Genomic DNA, 22,107 nt, shown 5'->3' with positions numbered 1-22,107 from the left:
CCCGCCGCTTCCTCGTCCGACAGCGGCTGGCGCCGCGTTTGCTGTTGCGATTCTCCAATCCCGATTCCCGATTCCCGGCTCTCAATGACCAACATCCATAACGACAAGATCCTCATCCTCGATTTCGGCGCGCAGTACACCCAGCTGATCGCGCGGCGGATTCGCGAAATCGGCGTGTACTGCGAGATCTGGGCCTGGGATCACGATCCGAGCGAGATCGCCGGGTTCGGTGCCAAGGGCATCATCCTGTCGGGCGGGCCGGAGTCGACTACCTTGCCGGGTGCGCCGGTTGCGCCGCAGGAAGTGTTCGATAGCGGCTTGCCGGTGTTCGGTATCTGCTACGGCATGCAGACACTGGCTGCGCAGTTGGGCGGCGCCACCGAGGCGGCCGATCAGCGCGAGTTCGGTCATGCCGAAGTCGATGTAGTGGCGGCAGATGCACTGTTCTCTGGCTTGACCGACCACGCCGGCACGTCGCGCCTGAATGTGTGGATGAGCCACGGCGACCACGTGTCGCAGGTGCCGCTGGGCTTCACGATTACTGCCGTGACCGACCGCATTCCGGTGGCGGCGATGTCCAACGAAGACAAGCGCTGGTACGGCGTGCAGTTCCACCCGGAAGTGACGCATACGCTGCAGGGCCAGACCTTGCTGCGGCGCTTTGTGGTGGACGTGTGTGGCTGCCAGACGCTGTGGACCGCCGCCAACATCATCGATGACCAGATCGCGCGCGTGCGTGAGCAGGTGGGCGACGATGAAGTGATTCTGGGGTTGTCCGGCGGTGTGGATTCGTCGGTGGTCGCGGCGTTGTTGCACAAGGCGATCGGCGACAAGCTGACCTGCGTGTTCGTCGACACCGGCCTGCTGCGTTGGCAGGAAGGCGACCAGGTGATGGCGATGTTTGCCGAGCACATGGGCGTCAAGGTGATCCGCGTCAATGCGGCCGACCGCTACTTCGCCAAGCTCGAAGGCGTGAGCGATCCGGAAGCCAAGCGCAAGATCATCGGCAACCTGTTCGTGGATATCTTCGATGAAGAATCCAACAAGCTGGCCAATGCCAAGTGGCTGGCGCAGGGCACGATTTATCCGGACGTGATCGAGTCGGCCGGCAGCAAGACCGGCAAGGCGCACGTGATCAAGAGCCACCACAACGTGGGTGGCCTGCCGGAGCACATGAAGCTGGGCCTGGTAGAACCGCTGCGCGAATTGTTCAAGGACGAGGTGCGTCGCCTGGGCGTGGAACTCGGCCTGCCACGCACCATGGTGTATCGCCATCCGTTCCCGGGCCCGGGCCTGGGTGTGCGCATCCTGGGCGAGGTGAAGCGCGAATACGCCGAACTGCTGGCCAAGGCCGATGCGATCTTCATCGACGAGCTGCGCAAGGCTGACCTTTACGACAAAACCAGCCAGGCATTCGCGGTGTTCCTGCCGGTGAAGTCGGTGGGTGTGGTGGGCGACGCGCGCGCTTACGAATGGGTGATCGCACTGCGTGCGGTCGAAACCATCGACTTCATGACCGCGCACTGGGCGCACCTGCCGTACGACTTCCTCGGCACGGTGAGCAACCGCATCATCAACGAGCTGCGCGGCGTCTCGCGCGTGGTCTACGACATCTCCGGCAAACCGCCGGCGACGATCGAGTGGGAGTGAGTTGGTTCTGCTCGCGAGATCGAACGAAAGGGCGCCGCAAGGCGCCTTTTTTATGTCTTGCAGTCTCATCGATGGCAATCAGCCCGCACGATGCCGCAGCAACAAAAAAGCCGCGCACTGCGCGGCTTGTTGCAGGGTTGCGTTGAACGCGGGCGTCAACGCACCTTGGCCAGTGCCACGCGGGCGTCGGTCATGAACTTTTGCGCTTCCTGCGGCGTGGCCAGGTTGGCAGCGAGCTGGCTGAGCACCTGCTCGATGTCGCTGGAGGCATCCCAGGCTTCGTCGCACAACATGCCGGCGATCGGGCCGAGGTAATTCAATGCGACTTTCTCCAGCGCTTGGCGAACCGCTTCGTCCGGCGCTGCGCCGCTGCCGACAGACGCCGGTGCGGACGCTGTGGGTGCTGCGCTGGCTGCGGCATGTGCCGGCACCGGAGCGGCGGCAACCGGTGCACGTACCGGGGCGGGCGCACCGCCCAGGTCCTGTTCGAAGCCGCCCATCAGCCACTGCCGCGAGTCCTCGCTGAGCAGCGAGGGCTTGCCCATGCCGGCGCCGGGGTCGACCTGGAAGCGGGCCTTGGCGGCGCCGACCATGGTGAGGCGTTGCACGGCCTCATCATTGCGCAGCATGCGGAACACCACTTCTTCGATCTGACCCGCATTGATGCGGATGATGCAGGAGTGGTTCTCCTCGGTGACGACGAACAGAAAGCCGGACGCCTTCTTCAGCGCCAGCGCCTTGAGCTCGCGCAGGACCTCGATCAGCGGACGGAATTCAGTGGACATGGCGTCTTCCTTGCATCATCTGGTGCGGAGTTATACAGCACGGCTCAGCGCTTGCTGAGGCGTTCCATGGCCAACCGAACGCTGTTGGACAGGCGGGAAATGGCGCGCGCCAGGGTACCGATTTCATCCTTGAGGTTGACCTCGGCAATGGTGTGGTTCCACTTGCCCAGGCTCAGTTCTTCGGCAACGGTGGTCAAGTGCTGGATGGGCCGCAACACGCGGTTCCAGATCAGCGCCCACTGCAGGCCGAGCAACAGTGCGCAGACCAGCAGGCCAATGCCGGCGATCCACAACGACTGGCGCACGATGACGCCGTTGACGTCGCTCTTGGGGTAAGCCGAGACGAGCGTGAAGCCCCAGTCCGGCACTTCCTGCTTGGTCACGACCCAATCGTCGGGGCTTTCCTTGACGATCCGCTCGATGGTGGCGGTGTCGGTGGTGGCGCCGGTGGTGGACTGGAAGCGCAGCGTGTTCTTGCTGTCGAAGATGGCGATGAAGCCCGAGTCGAGCACGCGACGGCTGCTGACCACGTTTTCCAGGGCCTGGGTGTCGGCCTTGTAACCGACGTACCAGGCACCGATGACGCGCTTGTCGTTGCCGGCGAAGATCGGCTCGTAACCGGTGACATATGGGTTGCCGAGGATGTCGACCACGCCGTAGAAGCTTTCGCCGTTGCGCAGCTTGGCAGCGGCCTGGCCGGTGGGGTCGAGCACGGTGCCGATGGCGCGGCTGCCGTCGTCCTTCTTGACGTTGGTGGAGATGCGCACGAAGTCGTCACCGGTGCGCGAGAACAGCGTTGCGGTGCCTTCGTGGATCGCGGTGACGTCGTCGAGCATGTCGAACACGTTGGCCTGCGACTTCTGGCCCAGCAACAGGTCGTTGGCGTTGCGGTCGGCCACGCGGACGTCACTGCCCACGCTGGGCGCGCCCTGGGCATTGGCTTCCTTGCGCAGCTGGCGCATGGAGGAATTGACGCGATCGAGCATCATCGCGCGGGTGACCGAGAACAGCGTCTGCAGGGAGACCGACTGGCGCTCGATGGCGTCTGCGGTCTCCGATTTGACCCGGTTGGCCTCGGTAATGGCCAGAATGACCGTCAGTGCCACCACCACGACCAGCACCAAGGCCAGCACCGGCAACAGCAGGCGCACCCGCAAAGAGTGACGAAGCATCGCAATTCCCCTGAACGCGTTTAAATGATTGAATCGAGCACCGCCGCAGCGCGGTGCGGCGGTCGGACGTAGCCGTTATCGGCTGCCGGACAAGATGCTGAAGCGGCTCCCCGAGCCGCTGGCGGTGCATACGATAGCCGAAGCCGATCGGTTTGGCAGCGCCGCATCGCGGCTGCTTCGCCTCGCGTTCAAGAATGGTCGAGCGCGTCGCACTCAGCGGGCGTGCGGTCGGCAAGGTGTGGTCTGTTGGCAGAGGCGCCGGGCGCGGATGAGGGTCGCTGGGCGCCGCCGCACTGTTTGCTGCCGCGTGCGCAGGCGCGGTGAGCGGGGCAGGCGTGTGATGTAGGCCCGCCAATGGCGGTGGCGCCCTCAGGTCTCCAGCGACAGGATCCCGCGACGCAGCGCAACGGTGACCGCGTGGGTGCGGTCGCGCACGCCGAGCTTGCACAGGATGTTCTTCATGTGCGCCTTGACGGTTTCTTCGGAGATGCCCAGTGCGTTGCCGATCTGCTTGTTGGAGCAGCCGGTGGCGACCAGGTTCAGCACCTCGGTCTCGCGTGCGGACAAGGCGTCGTCGAGCACGTGCGCGGCGATGTTCTCGGCCACCGAGGCGGGCACGTGGCGGCGTTGACCGCGGCGCACGTCGCGGATGGTGTCGACCAGTTCGCGCCGCAACGCGCTCTTGAGCAGATACCCGCAGGCGCCGGCCTGCAGGGCGCGCACTGCACGCACATCGCCGGTATAGGTGGTCAGGACGATGACCTTGGCCATGGGGTCGAGTTGGCGGATGCGCTGGATCGCCTGCACGCCGTCCACGCGTGGCATCTGCAGATCCATCAGCACCACGTCCGGGCGCAGGCGGGTGTAGTAGTCCACGGCCTGTTCGCCATCCTCGGCTTCGCCCACCACCTGCATGTCGCGCTCGGCGCCCAGCATGGCGCTCAATCCGTCACGCAACAGCGGGTGATCGTCCACCACCAGCACCGCGGTCGGTCGTGTCGTGTCAGCCATGGGGAGTCTCCGAGGGTCGTGCGTTTTGAAAGGGCCAGCACCAGCGATTGGGTGGTCGAGCATACGCAGCACGCGCGGGGACGACGATCTGCACTTCGGTTCCGCTGCCGGGCCGCGACCACAGTTGCATCTGTGCCCCAATGCGCCGTGCGCGTTCCTGCATGCCGGTCAATCCCCAGTGCCCGGTGCGGGCGTGGCCGTGCAGTACGTCCGGCGCCAGGCCGCAGCCATCGTCGCGGATGCGCAGCACGAAGTCACGTGAACCGTAACGCAGTTCCAGGACGATCTTGTTTGCACGGGCGTGCCGGTCGGCATTGCTCAGCGCTTCGCGCCCGAGCTGGAACAGTTCGTCGGCCACCATCGCGCGCAAGACGAGTGGGCGGCCATTGACCAGCACGTCCAGGGTTGCGGTGGGGGGCGGCATGGTGGTTTCGCGCGCCTGTTGCAACGCGCCGGCCAGATCGGTGCGCAGCGAGTGGGTGTCGCGCAAGCCGTTGACGCGGTCGCGCCCTTCGATGAGGGCGCGCTCGGCCAGTTCGACGGTCTTTTCCAGTTCCTGCCGGCGGGGGTCATCCCAGGCCAGTGAGCGGCTAGCGGTATGCAGCCGCAGGATCAGCCCCTGCGTGCCCTGCAGCAGGGTGTCGTGCAGCTCGCGGGCGATGCGCTCGCGCTCGCGGTAGCGCTCTTCCAACCGCGCACGCAGGCGTCCGGCCACGTGCCGGGTGCGCAAGCGCCACGCCACCGCCAGGGCCGCGACCGCCGCCAGCACGCAGCACAGTTTGAATTGCCAGGTCTGCACGAACGCCGGTTCGATGACCACGTCGAGTGCGTCGCCACGTGCGTTCCACACGCCATCGTTGTTGGCGGCGGCCACCTCGAAGCGATAACGGCCAGGCGCCAGGTTGGTATAAAACGCCTCGGTGCGATTGCCGGCGTCCTGCCAGGCAGCGTCCACGCCATCCAGCCGGTAGCGGAAGCGCACGCGCTCGGGGCGGGTGAGGCTGACCGCTTCGTAGCCGATGCGCAGGCGGTCGCTCCACTTGGGCAGGCGCAGCGCGGCCTGCAGCGGATACGGACGATCGTTGGCGACCACCTCGGTGATGGCGACCGTGGGCGCGGTGGGATTGCGATAGGTCTGGCTGGGGTCGAGCCAGGCCAGGCCCTGGTTGGTGGCGAACCACAGCAGGCCATCGGCTGCGGCCAGCGCACTGGGAACCGGCGTGGCTTGCTGGGCGATGCCGGGCAGGCCATCCATGGTGTCGTACAGGCGCAGCGATGGCGCCGGCAGGCCGGCCTGCACGCTCTGCGTCAACGCGTGCTGGCTCAGGTGCACCACGCCGCGATTGCCGTTCAACCAGACCCCGCCGGCGGCGTCCTGCACGATACCGGTGACCCCCTGCAGCAGCGGGCTGGCCTGGTCGGGCAGGGTGCGGAATCGGCCATCGGGGCCGAGCACGGCCACCGCCGCTTCGCCAGCCACCAGGGTCAGCGCGGTGCTGCTCCACAGGGCGGTGATCGGGCCGACCGACAAGCCGTCCGTTGCGCTATAGCGGCGCACGCGATTGCCGCGCAGCAGGCGCAGCTCCCCTTTGACGTCACCGATCCACAGCGCGCCATCGTGCGCACGCGCCAGCACCGAGCATGGGGTTTCCTGCACGCCGGCCAGCGGTTGCCAGCCGGTGCCGTCGTAGCGATACGGCCCACGCGCATCCGGGCACACCAGCGGCTGGTCCGTCGCATCGACCAGCAACGCGCGTATTTCGCCGGGCGCAACGCCGAGCGGCAATGGCACCGGTTGCACAAGGCCGCCCTGCAGACGCAGCAGCGCGTGTTCGGCCAATACCCAACTGCGTAACGTGTTCGGCACAGCGAGCGTGCTGGCTGCGCCGCCGTGCTGCATCCGATCGATGCGCAGGCGCGTCAATGCGAGCAGGCGGTTGTCGCGCAATGCGGCAACCAGCGGCCCGGGCGCTGCGTCGCTGCGGCTGGTGAACATCTCCACCGCGGTGGCCGGGCCGGGCAGCAATGCAGCCAATGGCAACAGCGCGCGGTGGCGGAAGCGATTCAAGCCCAGGTTGGTGCCGACCCAGAGGTTGCCTTCGCGATCTTCCAGTAACGGGCCGGCGGTTGCCGAGGTCAGGCCTTGCAGCGTGCCGACGTGCTCCAGCACCGGCGCCGGCGCCAGCGGTGTGGCGATCCGGAACACGCCACCGGCCGCGTAGTCCGTGCCCCACAGCGCGCCGTCGCGCATGAAGCGGATACGGCGCGCAAACAGCCCGGCAAAGCGCGGCTGCGCGCGTGTTGCGGCGGGAAGCAGCTGCCCGCGCGTGTCGGTCAATGCAAAGATTCCGCGGTACGGGTCGGCGACCCAGACGCTGCCATCCGGGCTCTCGGCCATGGTGGTGAACGGGCCAACCGGCTGCCCGCTGGGTTCGAAGCGCTTGCCGCCTGCGGGCAGGCGCAGCAGCTGGGTGCCGTCGCTGACCCACAGCACGCCACGGCGGTCGCGCAGCAACCACTGTGCGCGTGCGGCCGGGTAGCCCCAGTCGGCGCCAGCGCGGTGCCAGCGCGTGCCATCGAACCAGCACAAGCCGCCATCGATTGCGGCCCAGAGGCGCCCGCTGCCATCGCGCTCCAGCTTGAACACCATGCCGCTGGGCAGGTCCTTGCCTGGTGCAAAGTGGGTGAGGTGGCCGTCGGCGAGACGGTCGATCCCGGCACCGAAATACCCGATCCACGCGGTGTCGTCCGGTGCGAGCGTCAGCGCGGTCATGTTGTGCGATGCGTACGCCTCGCCATTGGGCGGCGGCACACGTGCGAAGCGGTCACCATCGAACTGGAACAGGCCAAAACCGGTCGCCAGCCACAACGGGCCGTTATCGGCCTGCGCGATATCCCAGATGTCGGCCGGTGCGCCGCGCTCGGTGCTCCAGGCGGTGTGGTGAAACTGCAGCACGCCGTCGCGTGTTGCGGCGATCCCGCTCGCCCATGCCGGTGCGCACAGCAGCAGCCAACAGCACGCCAGCGTGAGCCACTGCGTAACGCGCAGGCATAACGACGAAGCGGGGTAGCTGACGGGCTCATGCGGCATCGCAGCATTGTCGGACGAGATCGGGGGAAGCACCACCACCTCTTTCGGGGGAGGACGCGCACTGCGCAGTGGAGTAGGGCGGTGACAGATTGCAGCTCCCGCGGCCATGAGCGCACGCGGCATACCTTTCGCACGGTTGGAGTATCGCGCAGTGCATGGGTATGTTCGGCCGCGTCCGCTTGTTTGGCGTGGTGCGTGACCGGTGAGTCTGGGCGGTGTGCCGCGCCGTGCGGCGTGGCCTGCACGCGGCTGCATCGGCGCTCCATGCTGCGCGCGAACCGCGCCAACGCGCGTCGATCTTGCACCCGGGCCACTGCGGCGGCCCCCCCGAAAGAGGGGGCGATTGACCTCACCATCTGGGGTGGGAGCGCGCACCTGCTCACCGCACCATGGCCGCACCCCCAACGGAGACGCCGCATGGCACGTGGCATTGCCGTCGACTGCCGCACCGCGCCCCACGCATGCAGCGCACTTGAAGCACCGCGCATCCGTGCGGTGGCTAGAGCCATGCAGTACATCGACACGCATCTGTGCGAACCGATCACGGTGACCCATCTGGCCACGGCCGCGTGCATGAGCCGCTTCCATTTTGCGCGTGTGTTTCGCGACGTGGTCGGCGCCAGCCCGATGGAATACCTGCGCCGCCGTCGCATCGAGCGCGCACAGGCCTTGCTGCGCGAAGGCCGCCACAAGATCAGCCAGATCGCCAGCGAGCTGTGCTTCTTCGATCAAAGCCATTTCGTCCGCAGTTTCCGCCATGCCACCGGCTGCACGCCGGCGCGCTTTGCCGCGCAGACCGCATGCACTACCGCACACAGCACGCCGGCCAGTACGCCGCGGGCTGCCACGTCTTCCTTCTCACCACTCCTGGAGCACCACCGATGACCACCGCCACCGCCGTTCCCGGCAAGTCCCTGCTGTCGCCGAACGACCACGCCCTGATCCTGATCGACCACCAGTCGCAGATGGCGTTTGCCACCCACACCATCGACATCTCGGCCCTGCGCAACAACGTGGCGCTGATCGGCAAGGCGGCCAAAGGCTTTCAGGTGCCGGTGGTGCTCACCACGGTGGCGGAGAAGTCGTTCTCCGGCCCGTTGTTTCCGGAGCTGCCGGAGATCTTCGCCGGCGAGCCGGTGTTCGACCGCACCAGCATGAATGCCTGGGAAGACCAGGGCGTGATCGACCGCATCAACGCGATCGGCAAGCGCCGCCTGGTGATCGCCGGTTTGTGGACCAGTGTGTGCATTGTCGGGCCGACGTTGTCGGCGATCGAACAGGGCTTTGAGGTGTACGTGATCACCGATGCCTGCGGCGATGTCAGCGATGAGGCCCACGAGCGTGCCATTGCGCGCATGGTGCAGGCCGGCGCAGCACCGATCACCAGCGTGCAGTATCTGCTGGAACTGCAGCGCGATTGGGCGCGCAGCGACACCTACGACCTCACCACCGGCATCGCACGTGCGCATGCGGGCGGCTACGGCATCGGCATTCAATACGCCAAGACCATGTTCGGCGCGCAGGAAGGCGGACATTGAACAGCCACGCGCCGGCACGCTCGCCTGGCCTGGACGCGGCGCTGTTGATGCTGCGGCTGGCTGGCGGCGGGTTTCTGCTGCCGCATGGCCTGGGCAAATTGCTGGGGTGGTTCAACGGCCCCGGCCTTGCCGGTTTTGCTGCGGAATTGCAGCAGTTCGGGCTGCCGGCGACGGCGCCACTGCCGCTGCTGTTGGCACTGGTACAGAGCCTGTCTGGAGTGGCAGTGCTGATCGGGCTGTGGACGCGCGCCAGCGCGGCACTGGCCGCGGCGTTCATTGCCACCACCGTGGTGATTGCCATTCCCAAGGGCTGGTTCTGGATGCATGGCGGCATGGAATACCCGCTGATGTGGGTACTGGTCTTGCTGGGGCTGGTCTGCGCCGGCGGTGGCGCGTGGTCGCTGGACGGCCTGCGTCGGCGGCATGCGTCATGAGTACGCCCACTGATTCCCACGATGCCGGCCGGCGCCAGCTGTTGCAGGGTGCCGCCGCTGGCCTTGCACTGGGCATTGCGCCTGCTGCGTTGACTGCCAACAGGACGCCTCCGATGGTCGATCTCATCCTCCGCAATGCACGTATCACCACGCTTGACCCGCGCCAACCCAGCGCCACTGCGCTGGCGGTGGCCGATGGCCGCATCGTGGCAGTGGGTGACGACGCGCAGATCATGGCCATGGCCAAGCAGGCGCGTGTCATCGACGCGCAGCAGCGACGCGTGGTGCCCGGGCTCAACGACAGCCACACGCATCTCATTCGCGGCGGGTTGAACTACAACCTGGAGTTGCGCTGGGACGGCGTGCGCTCGCTGGCCGATGCCATGGCATTGCTCAAGGCGCAGGTCGACCGCACGCCGGCGCCGCAGTGGGTGCGCGTGGTAGGCGGTTTCACCGCGCATCAGTTCATTGAAAAGCGCCTGCCAACCCTGGACGAGATCAATGCAATCGCGCCGGATACACCGGTGTTCCTGCTGCATCTCTACGACCGCGCCTTGCTCAATCGCGCGGCGTTGCGTGCATGTGGTTACGACAAGACCACACCGGATCCGCCCGGTGGGCGTATCGAGCGCGACAAGCTCGGCAATCCCACCGGCCTGCTGCTGGCCAAGCCGAATGCGTTGATCCTGTATGCCAGCCTGGCGAAAGGGCCGCGGCTGCCGATCGAATACCAGGCCAACTCCACGCGCCACTTCATGCGCGAGCTCAACCGCCTGGGCATCACCTCGGTCATCGACGCCGGTGGCGGGTTCCAGAACTATCCGGAGGACTATCAGGTCATCGAGCAGTTGCATGCGGCCGGGCAGTTGAGTGTGCGCATCGCCTACAACCTGTTTACCCAGAACAAGGGCAAGGAAGTTGCCGATTTCCGCGGCTGGACCGAGGTGTTGCCGGTCCGCAAGGGCGACGATCTGCTGCGCCACAACGGTGCCGGCGAAATGCTGGTGTTCTCGGCGGCCGATTTCGAGCAGTTCAGTGAGCCGCGCCCGGAGCTTGCGCCGGAGATGGAACCGGAACTGGAGCAGGTGGTGCGCCTGCTCGTGGAAAAACGCTGGCCGTTCCGTATCCACGCCACCTATGACGAAAGCGTCGCGCGCATTCTCGATGTCTACGAACGCGTCAACGCGGACATGCCGTTCGATGGCCTGCACTGGTTCATCGATCACGCCGAAACCATCACGCCACGCAACATCGATCGCATCCGCGCGTTGAACGGCGGCATCGCGGTGCAGCACCGCATGGCCTATCAGGGCGAAGCCTTCGTGCAGCGCTACGGCGTGCAGGCCGCGCGCCATACGCCGTCGGTGCGGCGCATGTTGGCGGCCGGTGTGCCGGTGGGTGCAGGCACCGATGCCACGCGCGTGGCCAGCTACAACCCGTGGGTGGCGCTGTCGTGGCTGGTCACCGGCCGCACTGTCGGCGGGCTGGCACTGTATGGCGACGAGAACCTGCTCGAACGCGAACAGGCCTTGCGCTTGTGGACGCAGGGCAGTGCCTGGTTCTCCGGTGATGAAGACAAGAAGGGCACCTTGGCGCCTGGTCAGTTGGCCGATTTCATCGTCTTGTCGGATGACTATTTCCGCGTCGACGATGCTGCGATTGCCGATATCACCAGCGTGCTGACCGTGTTGGGCGGGACCGTGGTGCATGGTGACGGCGACTTCGCTGCACTCGCACCCAGCCTGCCGCCGGCAATGCCGGAATGGTCGCCGGTCAACCGTTTTGGTGGCTATCACGTGGGCGGTGCGGTGAGCGGGCTGGCAAGCGTGGCGCATGCGCATGGCCCTGGCTGCCGCACCCACGGCGCACATGGGCATGCCGCGCACCACGCCGCACCCAGCGACGATCTGCGCGGCTTCTGGGGGGCATTGGGATGCGCATGTTTCGCGTTTTAAGGCCGCAGCAGCGCCTGGCTGCGGCGAGAGGTCAGCGCATCGTTGCAGCGCAGGTCTGCAACCTTGAGAAGGCGTGTGCAGTGTCCGTCGCGGGCGCCTGGCAGGATCGCGCGTTTTTCCGTTCTGGAGTGTGGCAATGACAACCGCTTCGATCCCACCGGCTGACGCCGGTGCCTGGGCACCGCTGCGCCAACCGATCTTCCGTGCCCTGTGGCTCGCCATCCTGGGCAGCAACATCGGTACCTGGATCAACGATGTGGCCGCCTCATGGGTGATGGCCGAACAGACCGGTTCGCCGCTGATGGTGGCGGCGGTGCAGTCGGCCACCACCTTGCCGGTGGTGTTGTTCGCACTCGCCGCCGGCACCTTGGCCGACATCGTCGACCGGCGCCGCTACCTCATGCTCACCCAGGGCTGGATGCTGCTGGTGGCCGCCTCGCTGGCGCTGCTGTCGCACCTGCAGTTGCTCACCCCGTGGGTGCTGGTTGCGCTGACCTTCGCCATGGGCATGGGCGCGGCGATGGCGATGCCGGCGCAAGCGGCGATCGTCTCGGAGCTGGTGCCGCGCCCGTTGCTGGCCTCGGCAGTGGCGCTCAACTCGATCGGCATGAATATCGCGCGGTCGATCGGGCCGGCAATCGGCGGCTTGATCGTGGCGCAGTTCGGCCCGCCATGGGCCTTCCTGCTCAATGGGCTCACCTTCGGCTTGATGATGTGGGTGCTGTGGCGCTGGCGTCGCGAGACGCAGGCATCCGCATTGCCGCCGGAGAGCTTCGGTGCGGGCCTGCGTGCCGGTCTGCGCTATGCGGCGCGCGCCGGGCGTCTGCAGGCGGTGTTGATCAAGGCGGCCGGCTTCTTCCTGTTCGCCAGCGCATTGACCGCCTTGTTGCCGCTGGTGGTCCGCCGCGACATGCAGCTGGGTGCGGGCAGTTACGGTCTGTTGCTGGGCTGCATCGGCATTGGCGCGATCAGTGGTGCGCTGGTGTTGCCGCGCTTGCGTGCACGCTATGACCGCGACCTGCTGGTGTTCGTCGCCACGTTGATCTGCGCAGCCTCGCTGCTGGGGTTGGCGCTCTCGCGCCAGATTGGCGTGTTGTGTGTGGTGATGGTCGTCAACGGCCTGGCTTGGATCACGGTGTTGTCGTCGCTGCAGATCGCTGCGCAAACCTCGGTGCCGGCCTGGGTGCGCGCCCGTGCGCTGTCGCTGTATATCGTGGTGTTCTCGCTCGGCATGGCCAGCGGTTCGTTGTTGTGGGGCGCGCTGGCGCAACGCACGTCGATCGCGATCGCACTGCAGATTGCCGCGGCCGGTGCAGTGATTGCCGCGCTGCTGGTCAAGCGCGCACGCATTGCCGGTACCGAGCAGCTCGATCTCGCACCGGCGGGCCACTGGCCCGCACCGGCGCAGGCCGATGGTGTCGAACATGACCGTGGCCCGGTGCTGGTGACCGTGGAATACCGCATCGCCGATGACGCACGTGCAGAGTTCGTGCGCCTGGTGACACAGCTGGGCAGCGCACGCCGCCGCGACGGCGCGGTGGTGTGGGGCGTGGCCGAGGACGCCGCCACGCCCGGCGTGCAGCTGGAATACTTCATCGTGGCCTCGTGGCTGGAGCACCTGCGTCAGCACGAGCGCGTGACCGGCGACGACCGCCAGCTGCAGGAGCAGATTCGTGCCCTGCATCAGGGCGAGCGCGCGCCGCTCGTGCGCCACTTTGTGGGCGGCGGCGGTGGTGCGGCGGTGCCGCCGCATACGCATTCGGATATTTGATCCGCAGGCGTCTGGAGTCTATTTGTCGGGCTTGTGAGCCGCGCGGCGAATGCAGATCGCAAAACGTGCAACGGGCGCCTGGTATGGGCGCCCGTTGTGTTTTGTCCGATGTGTGCTGATACCGAGCATGGTCATGCTCAGGCGATTTTGGATCAATGACGTGCACGCGAGAAAAGCGTGTTTTGCAGCGCGATATGGCGTCGTAAGGACATTGCGTTCTGGTGCGTGTGGCCTGCGCCTTGTGGGCGAATCGCAGGCGGGCTCACTGTCCGTCCGGTGAGGGCGGGGTCACCTCGCGGATCGGCTATCGGCATCTGGATGGGGGGCTGATTGGGGTAATCTCGGATTGCTGAGTTGCAAGTGACCGCGCGATCCAGGGTGTGCGCTGATGCTCGATCATGCCGCTGGTACAGGTATGCGTGAGCACCATGCCGCTGCGGCGAGGGCAGGGCACAGGCTGAAACAATCGCGATTTCCGAGCGCCTGCATTTTTTCGCCAACAGGACCCAGATTGCCCTGCAACCAAGCGGCGCTGATTGGCGCGCGCACCTTTACTCCAAGGCGCATGCTCTGCTGCCGCGCTGGCAGTGATCCAGACCAAGTGCCCCAAGAGAGCCCATAAAAAAAGCCGGCCCTCGCGAGCCGGCTTTTTACGCAACCAACTGGATCACGCCTTGGCGAAGGCCAGCAGATCCTTGTTGAACTGGTCGGCGTGGGTCACCGGCAGTCCGTGCGGCGCACCGGCATAGATCTTCAGCTCGGCGTTCTTGATGATCTTGGCCGACAGCTTGCCCGATGCATCGATCGGCACGATCTGATCGTCGTCGCCATGTACCACCAGCGCCGGCACATCGATCTTCTTCAGGTCAGCGGTGTAATCCACTTCCGAGAATTCCTTGATGCAGTCGTACTGGCCCTTGTGCCCGCCCAGCATGCCCTGCAGCCAGAACGAATCGCGCATGCCCTGGGTGACTTTATTGCCGTCGCGGTTGGCACCGAAGAACGGGGTGCTCAGGTCCTGGTAGAACTGCGAACGGTCCTTGGCAACACCTTCGCGGATGCCGTCGAATACGCTGATCGGCAGGCCGCCCGGGTTGGTCGGGCTCTTGACCATCTGCGGCGGCACCGCGCCCACCAGCACCACCTTGGCCACGCGCTTGCTGCCATGGCGGCCGACGTAATGCGCCACTTCGCCACCGCCGGTGGAATGGCCCACCAGGATGGCGTCCTTCAGATCCAGCGCCTCGATCACGGCGGCCAGATCATCGGCGTAGGTGTCCATGTCGTTACCGTCCCAGGTCTGGCTGGAGCGGCCGTGGCTGCGGCGGTCATGTGCGATGACGCGGAAGCCGTTCTGACCCATGAACAGCATCTGCGCATCCCAGGCATCGGCGCTGAGCGGCCAGCCATGCGAGAACACGACGGGCTGGCCCTTGCCCCAGTCCTTGTAGAAGATCTTGGCGCCATCGGGGCGGGTGACAAAGTTGGACATCGGTGTAGCTCCGTGAGAGGTGGGATGGGTCGGGGAAGTGGATGACGCACGCGCGGGAGTTGCCGCACTGGCGAAGGTGGGCAGCGACAACCCTGCCACCGCGACCGTGCCGGCAACGAGAAAATTGCGTCGCCCGGAATCGGCCGGAGACGGCTCGAACGGATGCATGGAATCTCCTTGGTGGGGAAGCGCACCGGTTGCGCCAACGGCCGAGGTCGCCACTGTGACCAGGAAGGCGATTGCGGGTGGGCGGCAGGCCGCCGGCGCCGATGCTGCCGCCAGTAAAGCGTGCGCGCGGCGCGCGAGATTGCATCGGCGTGCGCACTGGCGTGGCTGCATCTCGCGACAGGCTGCATCTCGATGCGTGCATCGCATCGCCAGTACAGGGCGGTGCAGTGCAATGCAGCGCAGTGCAGTGCACCTTCAGCACCATCTGCACGACCGGCACGTGCAAGCACAAGCGTGCGCAGTGCCGCCGCCCGCTTGCCGCTCACCCCAACGCGAATTCCCAAAGCAGCTTGAGGTTCAAGCCAACGATCACCAGAGCAATCACCCAGGCAATGCGCACCAGCCATGCCGGTGCTACCAATGCGCCCATCAATCCGCGGTCAGCGACAAAGCGCACCAACGGGATCACCGCAAACGGCAACTGCATCGACAGCACCACCTGGCTCAAGACCAGCAAGCGGGCGGTACCGGCTTCGCCATACAGCCAGGTCACCACCACCACCGGCACGATGGCGATGCCGCGGGTGAGCAGGCGGCGCATCCACGGCGGCAAGCGCAGGCGCAGGAAGCCTTCCATCACGATCTGCCCGGCCAAGGTTGCGGTCACTGTCGAATTGACGCCCGAGGCCAGCAACGCCACTGCGAACAGGGTCGAGGCCAGGCCGACGCCCAGCATCGGTGCCAGCAGCGCGTGCGCCTGTTCGATCTCCTGCACGTCGGTGCGGCCCTGCGCATGGAACACCGCCGCCGCCAGGATCAGGATGGCTGCGTTGATGAACAACGCGAACATCAAGGCCACGGTGCTGTCGGTGACTGCCCAGCGCAGTGCCGAACGGCGACCTGCATCGGTGCGCGGATACGCGCGCGTCTGCACGATCGACGAGTGCAGATACAGGTTATGCGGCATCACGGTGGCACCGATGATGCCGATCGCCAGATACAGCGCATGCGGGTTGGTCACCACGTCGGCACGCGGAATGAAGCCGACCAGCACCGCGGCGATCGGCGGCGCCGCCAGCGCGATCTGGATGCCGAAGCACACGAAGATCACCAGCAGCAATGCCATGACGAACGCTTCCAGCGCACGGAAGCCGCGGTTCATCAGCAACAACACCAACACCACGTCCAGCGCAGTGATGATGGCGCCCAGTGTCAGCGGAATGCCGAACAGCAATTTGAGTGCGATCGCCGTGCCGATCACTTCGGCCAGATCGCAGGCGATGATGGCCAGCTCGCACAGCCCCCACAGCGCCAGGTTGATGCCGCGCGGGTAACGTGCGCGGCAGGCCTGCGCCAGGTCCAGACCGGTGGCGATGCCCAGCCGTGCCGACAACCCCTGCAGCACGATGGCCATGAGGTTGGAGAGCAGGATCACCGAAAGCAACAGGTAACCGAACTGCGAGCCACCCGCCAGGTCAGTGGCCCAGTTGCCCGGGTCCATATACCCGACCGAGACCATGTAGCCAGGGCCCAGAAACGCCAGCAAGCGGAACCACCAGTGGCCACCCTTGGGCACGGCAACGCTGGCGTGCGCGGCACCCAGCCCACCATCGGCTGGGCGAATGGGTTCTGCGTTCGGGACGGCTTCGCTGGACATGGGCGGGCGGAAAGACGGGACGCGGCCGATGATATAGCAAGTGCTATGCTGTTGAGCATTGGCAATCTCAATCGTATTGATCGGCGCCGTGCTTCACACTACGCATCCCGGCAGTTGCGCCGGAGGCGATGACGAGGACAAGGGTGGGCAAGAGCGAAAAGCTGGACGCGTCCGCACCGGTATTGATCGATGCGCAGGTGCACATGGAGAGCTTCCGCCAGGTGCGCGAGGCGCGCCGTGCCGAATTGGTCGAAGACTATGTCGAGCTGATCTCCGATCTGCTGGTCGACGGTGGCGAGGCGCGCCAGGTCGATATCGCCGCGCGCCTTGGTGTGGCGCAGCCCACCGTGGCCAAGATGCTCAAGCGCCTGGTGCGCGATGGCTGGGTGGTGCAGCGGCCGTATCGCGGCGTGTTTCTGACCCCGGCCGGCGAAGCGCTGGCGGCCTCCAGCCGGCAGCGGCACCAGATCGTCGAGCGCTTCCTGCTTGCGCTGGGCATCGACGAGGCCACCGCGCGGCGTGACGCCGAAGGCATCGAACACCACGTCAGCGAAGCCACCGTCGCCGCTTTTGCCGCGTTTCTGGAGCGGCAGGGCAACAGCACCCCGTGAGCGTGTCGCCCGATCACCACGCGCAAGAGGCACACCTGCAAATCGACCAGCAATGGATGACTCACGCCTTGCAGCTGGCCGAACGTGCCGAGCGCGACTATGACGAGATTCCGGTCGGCGCGGTGCTGGTGGGTCCAACCGGCCCGCTGCTCGGCGAGGGCTGGAACTTCAACATTGCCAGCCACGATCCCAGCGCGCATGCCGAGATCATGGCCATGCGCGAAGGCGGCCGGCGGCTGGCCAACCACCGCCTGATCGGCTGCACGCTGTACGTGACGCTGGAGCCGTGTGCAATGTGCGCCATGGCGATGATCCACGCGCGCATTGCGCGGGTGGTATTCGCCGCCAGCGACCCCAAGACCGGCGCCTGCGGCAGCGTGTTCGACCTGCTCGCCGACCCACGCCACAACCATCGCGTGCAGGTCAGCGGCGGGGTGCTGGCCGCCGAGGCCGGGCTGCGCCTGACCAATTACTTTCGCGCCAAGCGTGGCAAGCCGCCGCTCGTGCCCTGATCGGCATGGCCGCGGTATGATGCGCGCCCTTTCAGCACCCGGCCGGCAACGGCCCTCCACAGGACGGTGATATGGCAGACAACGTTGCGGGCAACGACCGACTGATCTGGATCGATCTGGAAATGACCGGCCTGGATACCGATCGCGATTCGATCATCGAGATCGCCACCATCGTGACCGATGCGCAGTTGAACGTGCTCGCCGAGGGGCCGGAACTGGCCATTGCCCATTCGCTGGAAACCCTGGAAGCGATGGACGAGTGGAACCGCAACCAGCACCGCCGCTCCGGCCTGTGGCAACGCGTGCTCGACAGCCAGGTCACCCACGCGCAAGCCGAGGCGCAGACAGTGGCCTTCCTGGGCGAATGGATCCGCGCTGGCGCTTCACCGATGTGCGGCAATTCGATCTGTCAGGACCGCCGTTTCCTGCACCGCCAGATGTCGCGCCTGGAGCGCTATTTCCATTACCGCAACCTGGACGTGTCCACCATCAAGGAACTGGCGCGGCGCTGGGCACCGGCAGTTGCCTCCGGCTTTGCCAAGAGTTCGGCGCATACGGCGCTGAGCGACGTGCGCGACTCCATCGACGAGCTGCGGCATTACCGGCAGTTCATGGGTACGTTGGGCGGCGATACCGACGGCGGTGTGCAGAACTGAGGTTTCCAACTGGGAACACGGCTGCGAGGCTCCCGCATGCGTGCGGCTAGCGAATCGCTTTACCGTACTTGGCAACCGGAAACCCGCAGTAACAAAAAGGGCCGCATCATCGATGCGGCCCTTTGCATTTGACTCACTGCAACGCGTGCCCATGCAGGCTCAACGTGCCAGCGGCGGTCCCTTGGTCAGATCGCCATCGTCGGTAACGCCCTTGCGCAGCAGCTCGGCAATCGGCTTGCCATCGGCATCGTGGTGGTACACGTGCAGGTCGCGCTGCGGGTAGGGGATGCTCAGTCCGTTTTCCAGCAACTGGTCGCGGATTTGCTCCAGCGTGGTGCTCTTGGCTGCGCCGAAATTACCGTTGCTCGCGTATGCAAACAGCATCAGATCCACCGTGCTCTCGCCCAGGTTGGTGACCTGGACGAACGGCGCCGGTGTATCGAGGACGTTCGGGTTGTCCTTGGCAATCTGCAGCAGCAGTTGCTGCGCCTTCTTCAAATCGTCGCCGTAGCCGACGCCGACGGTGACTTCCAGACGGCGGGTGGGCAGGGTGCTGTAATTGATGATGGGCGCAGTGGTGATGGTGCTGTTGGGCAGCGTGATCATGCGTTCGTCGAACGCCTTGATCCGGGTCTGGAAGATCCGGATCTCATCGACAATGCCTTCCTGGCCGGCAATCACCACGTGGTCGCCATCGCGCATCGGCCGCAGCACGATCAGCATGACGCCCGCGGCGATGTTGGACAGCGAGTCCTTCAATGCCAAACCCACTGCCAGACCGGCCGCGCCGAGCACCGCAATCAGCGACGTCGGCGGCACGCCGATTTTGCTCAGTGCGCTCACGAACACCAGCACCAGCAACAACGCATAGGACACGTTGCGCAGGAAGTTGGCCAGCGTGATTTCGACCCGTGCCCGCGTCAGTGCGCGGTGCAGCCACTGGCTGAGTTGCTTGGCCAGCCACATGCCCACCACGAGGATGAGCAGTGCCAACCCGCAATTGAGCGCGTACTCCGCCCAATTGAGGTTGCTCCAGTCAAAGGCCGGCGACTTCGCTGCCGCCGGTTTTGCGGCGGCCGCTCCCGCAGCCGCCGCCAACACTCCACCCACCATTCCCATCAACCCTCGCTCTTGAGCTTGGCCAGGCGCAGCCAGGTATCGACCACGGTGTCAGGATTCAGCGACACCGACTCGATGCCTTCCTGCATCAACCACTCGGCCAGTTCCGGGTGATCCGACGGCCCCTGGCCACAGATGCCCACGTACTTGCCCTTGGCGCGCGCCGACTTGATCGCCATCGACAGCAGCTTTTTCACCGCCGGGTTCCGCTCGTCGAACAGGTGCGCCACGATCGAGGAATCACGGTCCAGGCCCAGGGTGAGCTGAGTCAGGTCGTTGGAGCCGATCGAGAAGCCGTCGAAGATCTCCAGGAATTCGTCGGCCAGCAGCGCATTGGACGGCAGCTCGCACATCATGATGATCTTCAGCCCGTTCTCGCCTTGCTTGAGCCCGTTCTGCTCCAGCACCTCGATTACCTTGCGGCCTTCCTCCAGCGTGCGCACGAACGGAATCATGACCCAGAGGTTGTCCAGGCCCATCTCGTTGCGCACCTTCAACACCGCCTTGCACTCCAGCGAGAACGCCTTGGTGAAGGATGGATCGACATAACGGCTGGCGCCGCGGAAGCCGATCATCGGGTTTTCTTCATGCGGCTCGTAACGCGAGCCACCGATCAGGTTGGCGTACTCGTTGGACTTGAAGTCCGACAACCGCACGATCACCGTGTTCGGCGCCACCGACGCGGTCAGCGTCGCGATGCCTTCGGCAAGGCGGTTGATGTAGAAGCTCACCGGGTCGCCATAGCCGGCAATCTTGGCGTCGATCTTCTTGCGGACGTCGGCGTCCTGCTTGTCGTATTCCAGCAGTGCGTTGGGATGGATGCCGATGTGCGCGGCGATGATCATCTCCAGACGCGCCAGGCCGATACCGGCGTTGGGCAGCTGGCCGAAGTCGAATGCGCGCTCCGGGTTGGCCACGTTCATCATGATCTTGAGCGGGGCAGGCGGCATGTTGCCCAGGTCGGTGGTGGTGCGCTCGAACGGCAGCAGGCCTTCATAGATGAAGCCGGTGTCGCCCTCGGCGCAGCTCACAGTGACTTCCTGGCCGTCGCTGATCATGTCGGTGGCATTGCCCGAACCCACCACCGCCGGCACCCCCAGTTCGCGCGCGATGATCGCCGCGTGGCAGGTGCGGCCACCGCGGTTGGTGACGATGGCCGACGCACGCTTCATCACCGGCTCCCAATCGGGGTCGGTCATGTCGGCAATCAGCACGTCGCCGGCCTGCACGCGGTTCATGTCTTCCAGCGAGCGCACCACGCGTGCCACGCCGCTGCCGATCTTGGCGCCTACCGCACGGCCTTCGACCAGGATCTTGGCGTCCTTGGCTTCCAGCGAGAAACGCTCGATCTGGGTGGCATGGCTACGCGACTTCACCGTTTCCGGGCGCGCCTGCACGATGAACAGCTTGCCGCTCACGCCGTCCTTGGCCCACTCGATATCCATCGGGCGGCCGTAATGCTTTTCGATCACCAGCGCCTGCTTGGAGAGCTCCTGCACATCTTCATCGCTGATCGAGAAGGTGTTGCGCAACTCCACCGGCGTGTCTTCGATGCGCACGCGTTCACCGGGCACATCCGAATACACCATGCGGATTGCTTTGCTGCCGAGCGAGCGACGCAGGATCGCCGGCTTGCCCGCAGTGAGCGTGGGCTTGTAGACATAGAACTCGTCCGGGTTGACCGCGCCTTGCACGACCATTTCGCCCAGGCCGAAGCTGGAGGTGACGAACACCACGTCGCGGAAGCCGGACTCGGTGTCCAGGGTGAACAACACACCGGACGAACCCACGCCCGAGCGCACCATCAACTGCACACCGGCCGACAGGAACACATCTTCGTGCTTGAAGCCGTGATGCACGCGATAGGCAATCGCGCGATCGTTGTAGAGGCTGGCGAACACTTCCTTGACCTTGTGCACCACGTCGTCGGCGCCGGTCACATTGAGGAAGGTTTCCTGCTGGCCGGCGAACGAGGCGTCGGGCAGGTCTTCGGCGGTTGCCGACGAACGCACTGCCACGGCCACTTCGCCGCCGCCGTTCTCGGCGCAGAGTTTTTCGTAGGCGCTGCGGATGTCGCGGTCCAGCTCCGGCTGCAGCGGGGCGTCGATCACCCAGCCGCGGATCTCCTTGCCGGCGACCGTGAGCGCAGTGACGTCTTCAACGTCCAGCGTCTCCAGTTTGTCGAAAATGCGCTTGGACAGATCGTTGTGCGCGATGAAGTCCTTGAATGCTTCGGCAGTGGTCGCATATCCACCGGGAACCGAAACACCCAACCCGGCCAGGTTGCCGATCATCTCGCCGAGCGAGGAATTTTTACCGCCTACGCGGGCCAGATCGACCAGGCGTAGCTCATGCAACCACAGGATATTCTCGTTCAAGCGCGATGCTCCGTAAGGCCATCGCCCGAGCGGGCTGAATGGCCGCGACCGTAGGAAGAAGCCGCTATGATGCAGTGCACAGCGGAGCCTGCACAAGCATGAACCCG

General features: G+C 65.6%; 17 protein-coding genes. 9 read left to right on the top strand and 8 right to left on the bottom strand.

Annotated features, from left to right (window positions below):
• The first annotated feature begins 84 nt into the window (after positions 1-84).
• The gene (gene guaA / locus QRM60_RS05590) at positions 85-1,650 is read left to right on the top strand and encodes a glutamine-hydrolyzing GMP synthase (protein WP_228424664.1); all 1,566 of its coding nucleotides are present in this window, start codon (positions 85-87) and stop codon (positions 1,648-1,650) included.
• Between the two features lie 155 nt (positions 1,651-1,805).
• On the opposite strand, the gene QRM60_RS05585 is transcribed toward guaA, so the two are convergent.
• The 4 genes from QRM60_RS05585 to QRM60_RS05570 form a co-directional block, all read right to left on the bottom strand.
• Complete coding sequence (locus QRM60_RS05585) at positions 1,806-2,435, bottom strand: hypothetical protein (RefSeq protein ID WP_285445773.1); 630 nt, start codon at positions 2,433-2,435, stop codon at positions 1,806-1,808.
• 44 nt (positions 2,436-2,479) lie between these two features.
• Positions 2,480-3,607: a Cache 3/Cache 2 fusion domain-containing protein gene (locus QRM60_RS05580; protein WP_115540393.1), complete on the bottom strand. Its 1,128-nt coding sequence runs from the start codon at positions 3,605-3,607 to the stop codon at positions 2,480-2,482.
• A gap of 369 nt (positions 3,608-3,976) precedes the next feature.
• Positions 3,977-4,618, bottom strand: coding sequence for a response regulator transcription factor (locus QRM60_RS05575; protein ID WP_011037326.1), 642 nt, complete (start codon positions 4,616-4,618; stop codon positions 3,977-3,979).
• On the bottom strand, positions 4,611-7,709 hold the full coding sequence (locus QRM60_RS05570) for a sensor histidine kinase (RefSeq protein WP_285445772.1): 3,099 nt from the start codon (positions 7,707-7,709) through the stop codon (positions 4,611-4,613). The genes QRM60_RS05575 and QRM60_RS05570 overlap by 8 nt, the downstream gene beginning before the upstream one ends.
• A 417-nt stretch (positions 7,710-8,126) precedes the next feature.
• On the opposite strand from QRM60_RS05570, the gene QRM60_RS05565 reads away from it, so the two are divergent.
• The 5 genes from QRM60_RS05565 (at position 8,127) to QRM60_RS05545 (ending at position 13,407) form a co-directional block, all read left to right on the top strand.
• The gene (locus tag QRM60_RS05565) at positions 8,127-8,594 is read left to right on the top strand and encodes an AraC family transcriptional regulator (RefSeq protein ID WP_103702138.1); all 468 of its coding nucleotides are present in this window, start codon (positions 8,127-8,129) and stop codon (positions 8,592-8,594) included.
• A complete protein-coding gene (locus QRM60_RS05560; RefSeq protein ID WP_042599234.1) occupies positions 8,591-9,247 on the top strand; it encodes a hydrolase in 657 nt (218 codons plus the stop codon). Before QRM60_RS05565 ends, QRM60_RS05560 begins: the two co-directional genes overlap by 4 nt.
• On the top strand, positions 9,244-9,681 hold the full coding sequence (locus QRM60_RS05555) for a DoxX family protein (RefSeq protein ID WP_014507879.1): 438 nt from the start codon (positions 9,244-9,246) through the stop codon (positions 9,679-9,681). Before QRM60_RS05560 ends, QRM60_RS05555 begins: the two co-directional genes overlap by 4 nt.
• A 113-nt stretch (positions 9,682-9,794) precedes the next feature.
• Entirely contained in the window at positions 9,795-11,636 is a 1,842-nt protein-coding gene (locus QRM60_RS05550; RefSeq protein WP_285445915.1) for an amidohydrolase, read from the top strand.
• A 136-nt stretch (positions 11,637-11,772) separates the two neighbouring features.
• Positions 11,773-13,407 (top strand): MFS transporter, encoded by a 1,635-nt coding sequence (locus QRM60_RS05545; protein WP_103702134.1) that lies wholly within the window; start codon positions 11,773-11,775, stop codon positions 13,405-13,407.
• 667 nt (positions 13,408-14,074) lie between these two features.
• Here the strand turns inward: QRM60_RS05545 and QRM60_RS05540 are convergent.
• Both QRM60_RS05540 and QRM60_RS05535 read right to left on the bottom strand, forming a co-directional pair.
• A complete protein-coding gene (locus QRM60_RS05540; RefSeq protein WP_043921782.1) occupies positions 14,075-14,899 on the bottom strand; it encodes an alpha/beta hydrolase in 825 nt (274 codons plus the stop codon).
• A 490-nt stretch (positions 14,900-15,389) separates the two neighbouring features.
• Complete coding sequence (locus QRM60_RS05535; protein ID WP_285445771.1) at positions 15,390-16,724, bottom strand: Nramp family divalent metal transporter; 1,335 nt, start codon at positions 16,722-16,724, stop codon at positions 15,390-15,392.
• Between the two features lie 143 nt (positions 16,725-16,867).
• Here QRM60_RS05535 and mntR point away from each other — a divergent pair, with 143 nt between their 5' ends.
• The 3 genes from mntR (at position 16,868) to orn (ending at position 18,503) form a co-directional block, all read left to right on the top strand.
• Entirely contained in the window at positions 16,868-17,335 is a 468-nt protein-coding gene (gene mntR, locus QRM60_RS05530; RefSeq protein WP_011037316.1) for a manganese-binding transcriptional regulator MntR, read from the top strand.
• A complete protein-coding gene (tadA, locus tag QRM60_RS05525) occupies positions 17,332-17,847 on the top strand; it encodes a tRNA adenosine(34) deaminase TadA (RefSeq protein ID WP_285445770.1) in 516 nt (171 codons plus the stop codon). Before mntR ends, tadA begins: the two co-directional genes overlap by 4 nt.
• Before the next feature lie 71 nt (positions 17,848-17,918).
• The gene (gene orn / locus QRM60_RS05520; protein ID WP_103702128.1) at positions 17,919-18,503 is read left to right on the top strand and encodes an oligoribonuclease; all 585 of its coding nucleotides are present in this window, start codon (positions 17,919-17,921) and stop codon (positions 18,501-18,503) included.
• Positions 18,504-18,662: 159 nt separating this feature from the next.
• On the opposite strand, the gene QRM60_RS05515 is transcribed toward orn, so the two are convergent.
• Together QRM60_RS05515 and ppsA are read right to left on the bottom strand one after the other, a co-directional pair.
• Positions 18,663-19,622, bottom strand: coding sequence for a mechanosensitive ion channel domain-containing protein (locus tag QRM60_RS05515; RefSeq protein WP_011037313.1), 960 nt, complete (start codon positions 19,620-19,622; stop codon positions 18,663-18,665).
• Complete coding sequence (gene ppsA, locus QRM60_RS05510) at positions 19,622-22,000, bottom strand: phosphoenolpyruvate synthase (protein ID WP_285445769.1); 2,379 nt, start codon at positions 21,998-22,000, stop codon at positions 19,622-19,624. The genes QRM60_RS05515 and ppsA overlap by 1 nt, the downstream gene beginning before the upstream one ends.
• Positions 22,001-22,107 lie beyond the last annotated feature (107 nt).

This window comes from Xanthomonas sp. fls2-241-TYG-148 (genome assembly GCF_030208815.1).
GTDB classification, from domain to species: domain Bacteria; phylum Pseudomonadota; class Gammaproteobacteria; order Xanthomonadales; family Xanthomonadaceae; genus Xanthomonas; species Xanthomonas campestris.
The sequence above is the reverse complement of the archived record's forward strand: the minus strand, read 5'-3'. Positions and strand labels throughout refer to the sequence as shown.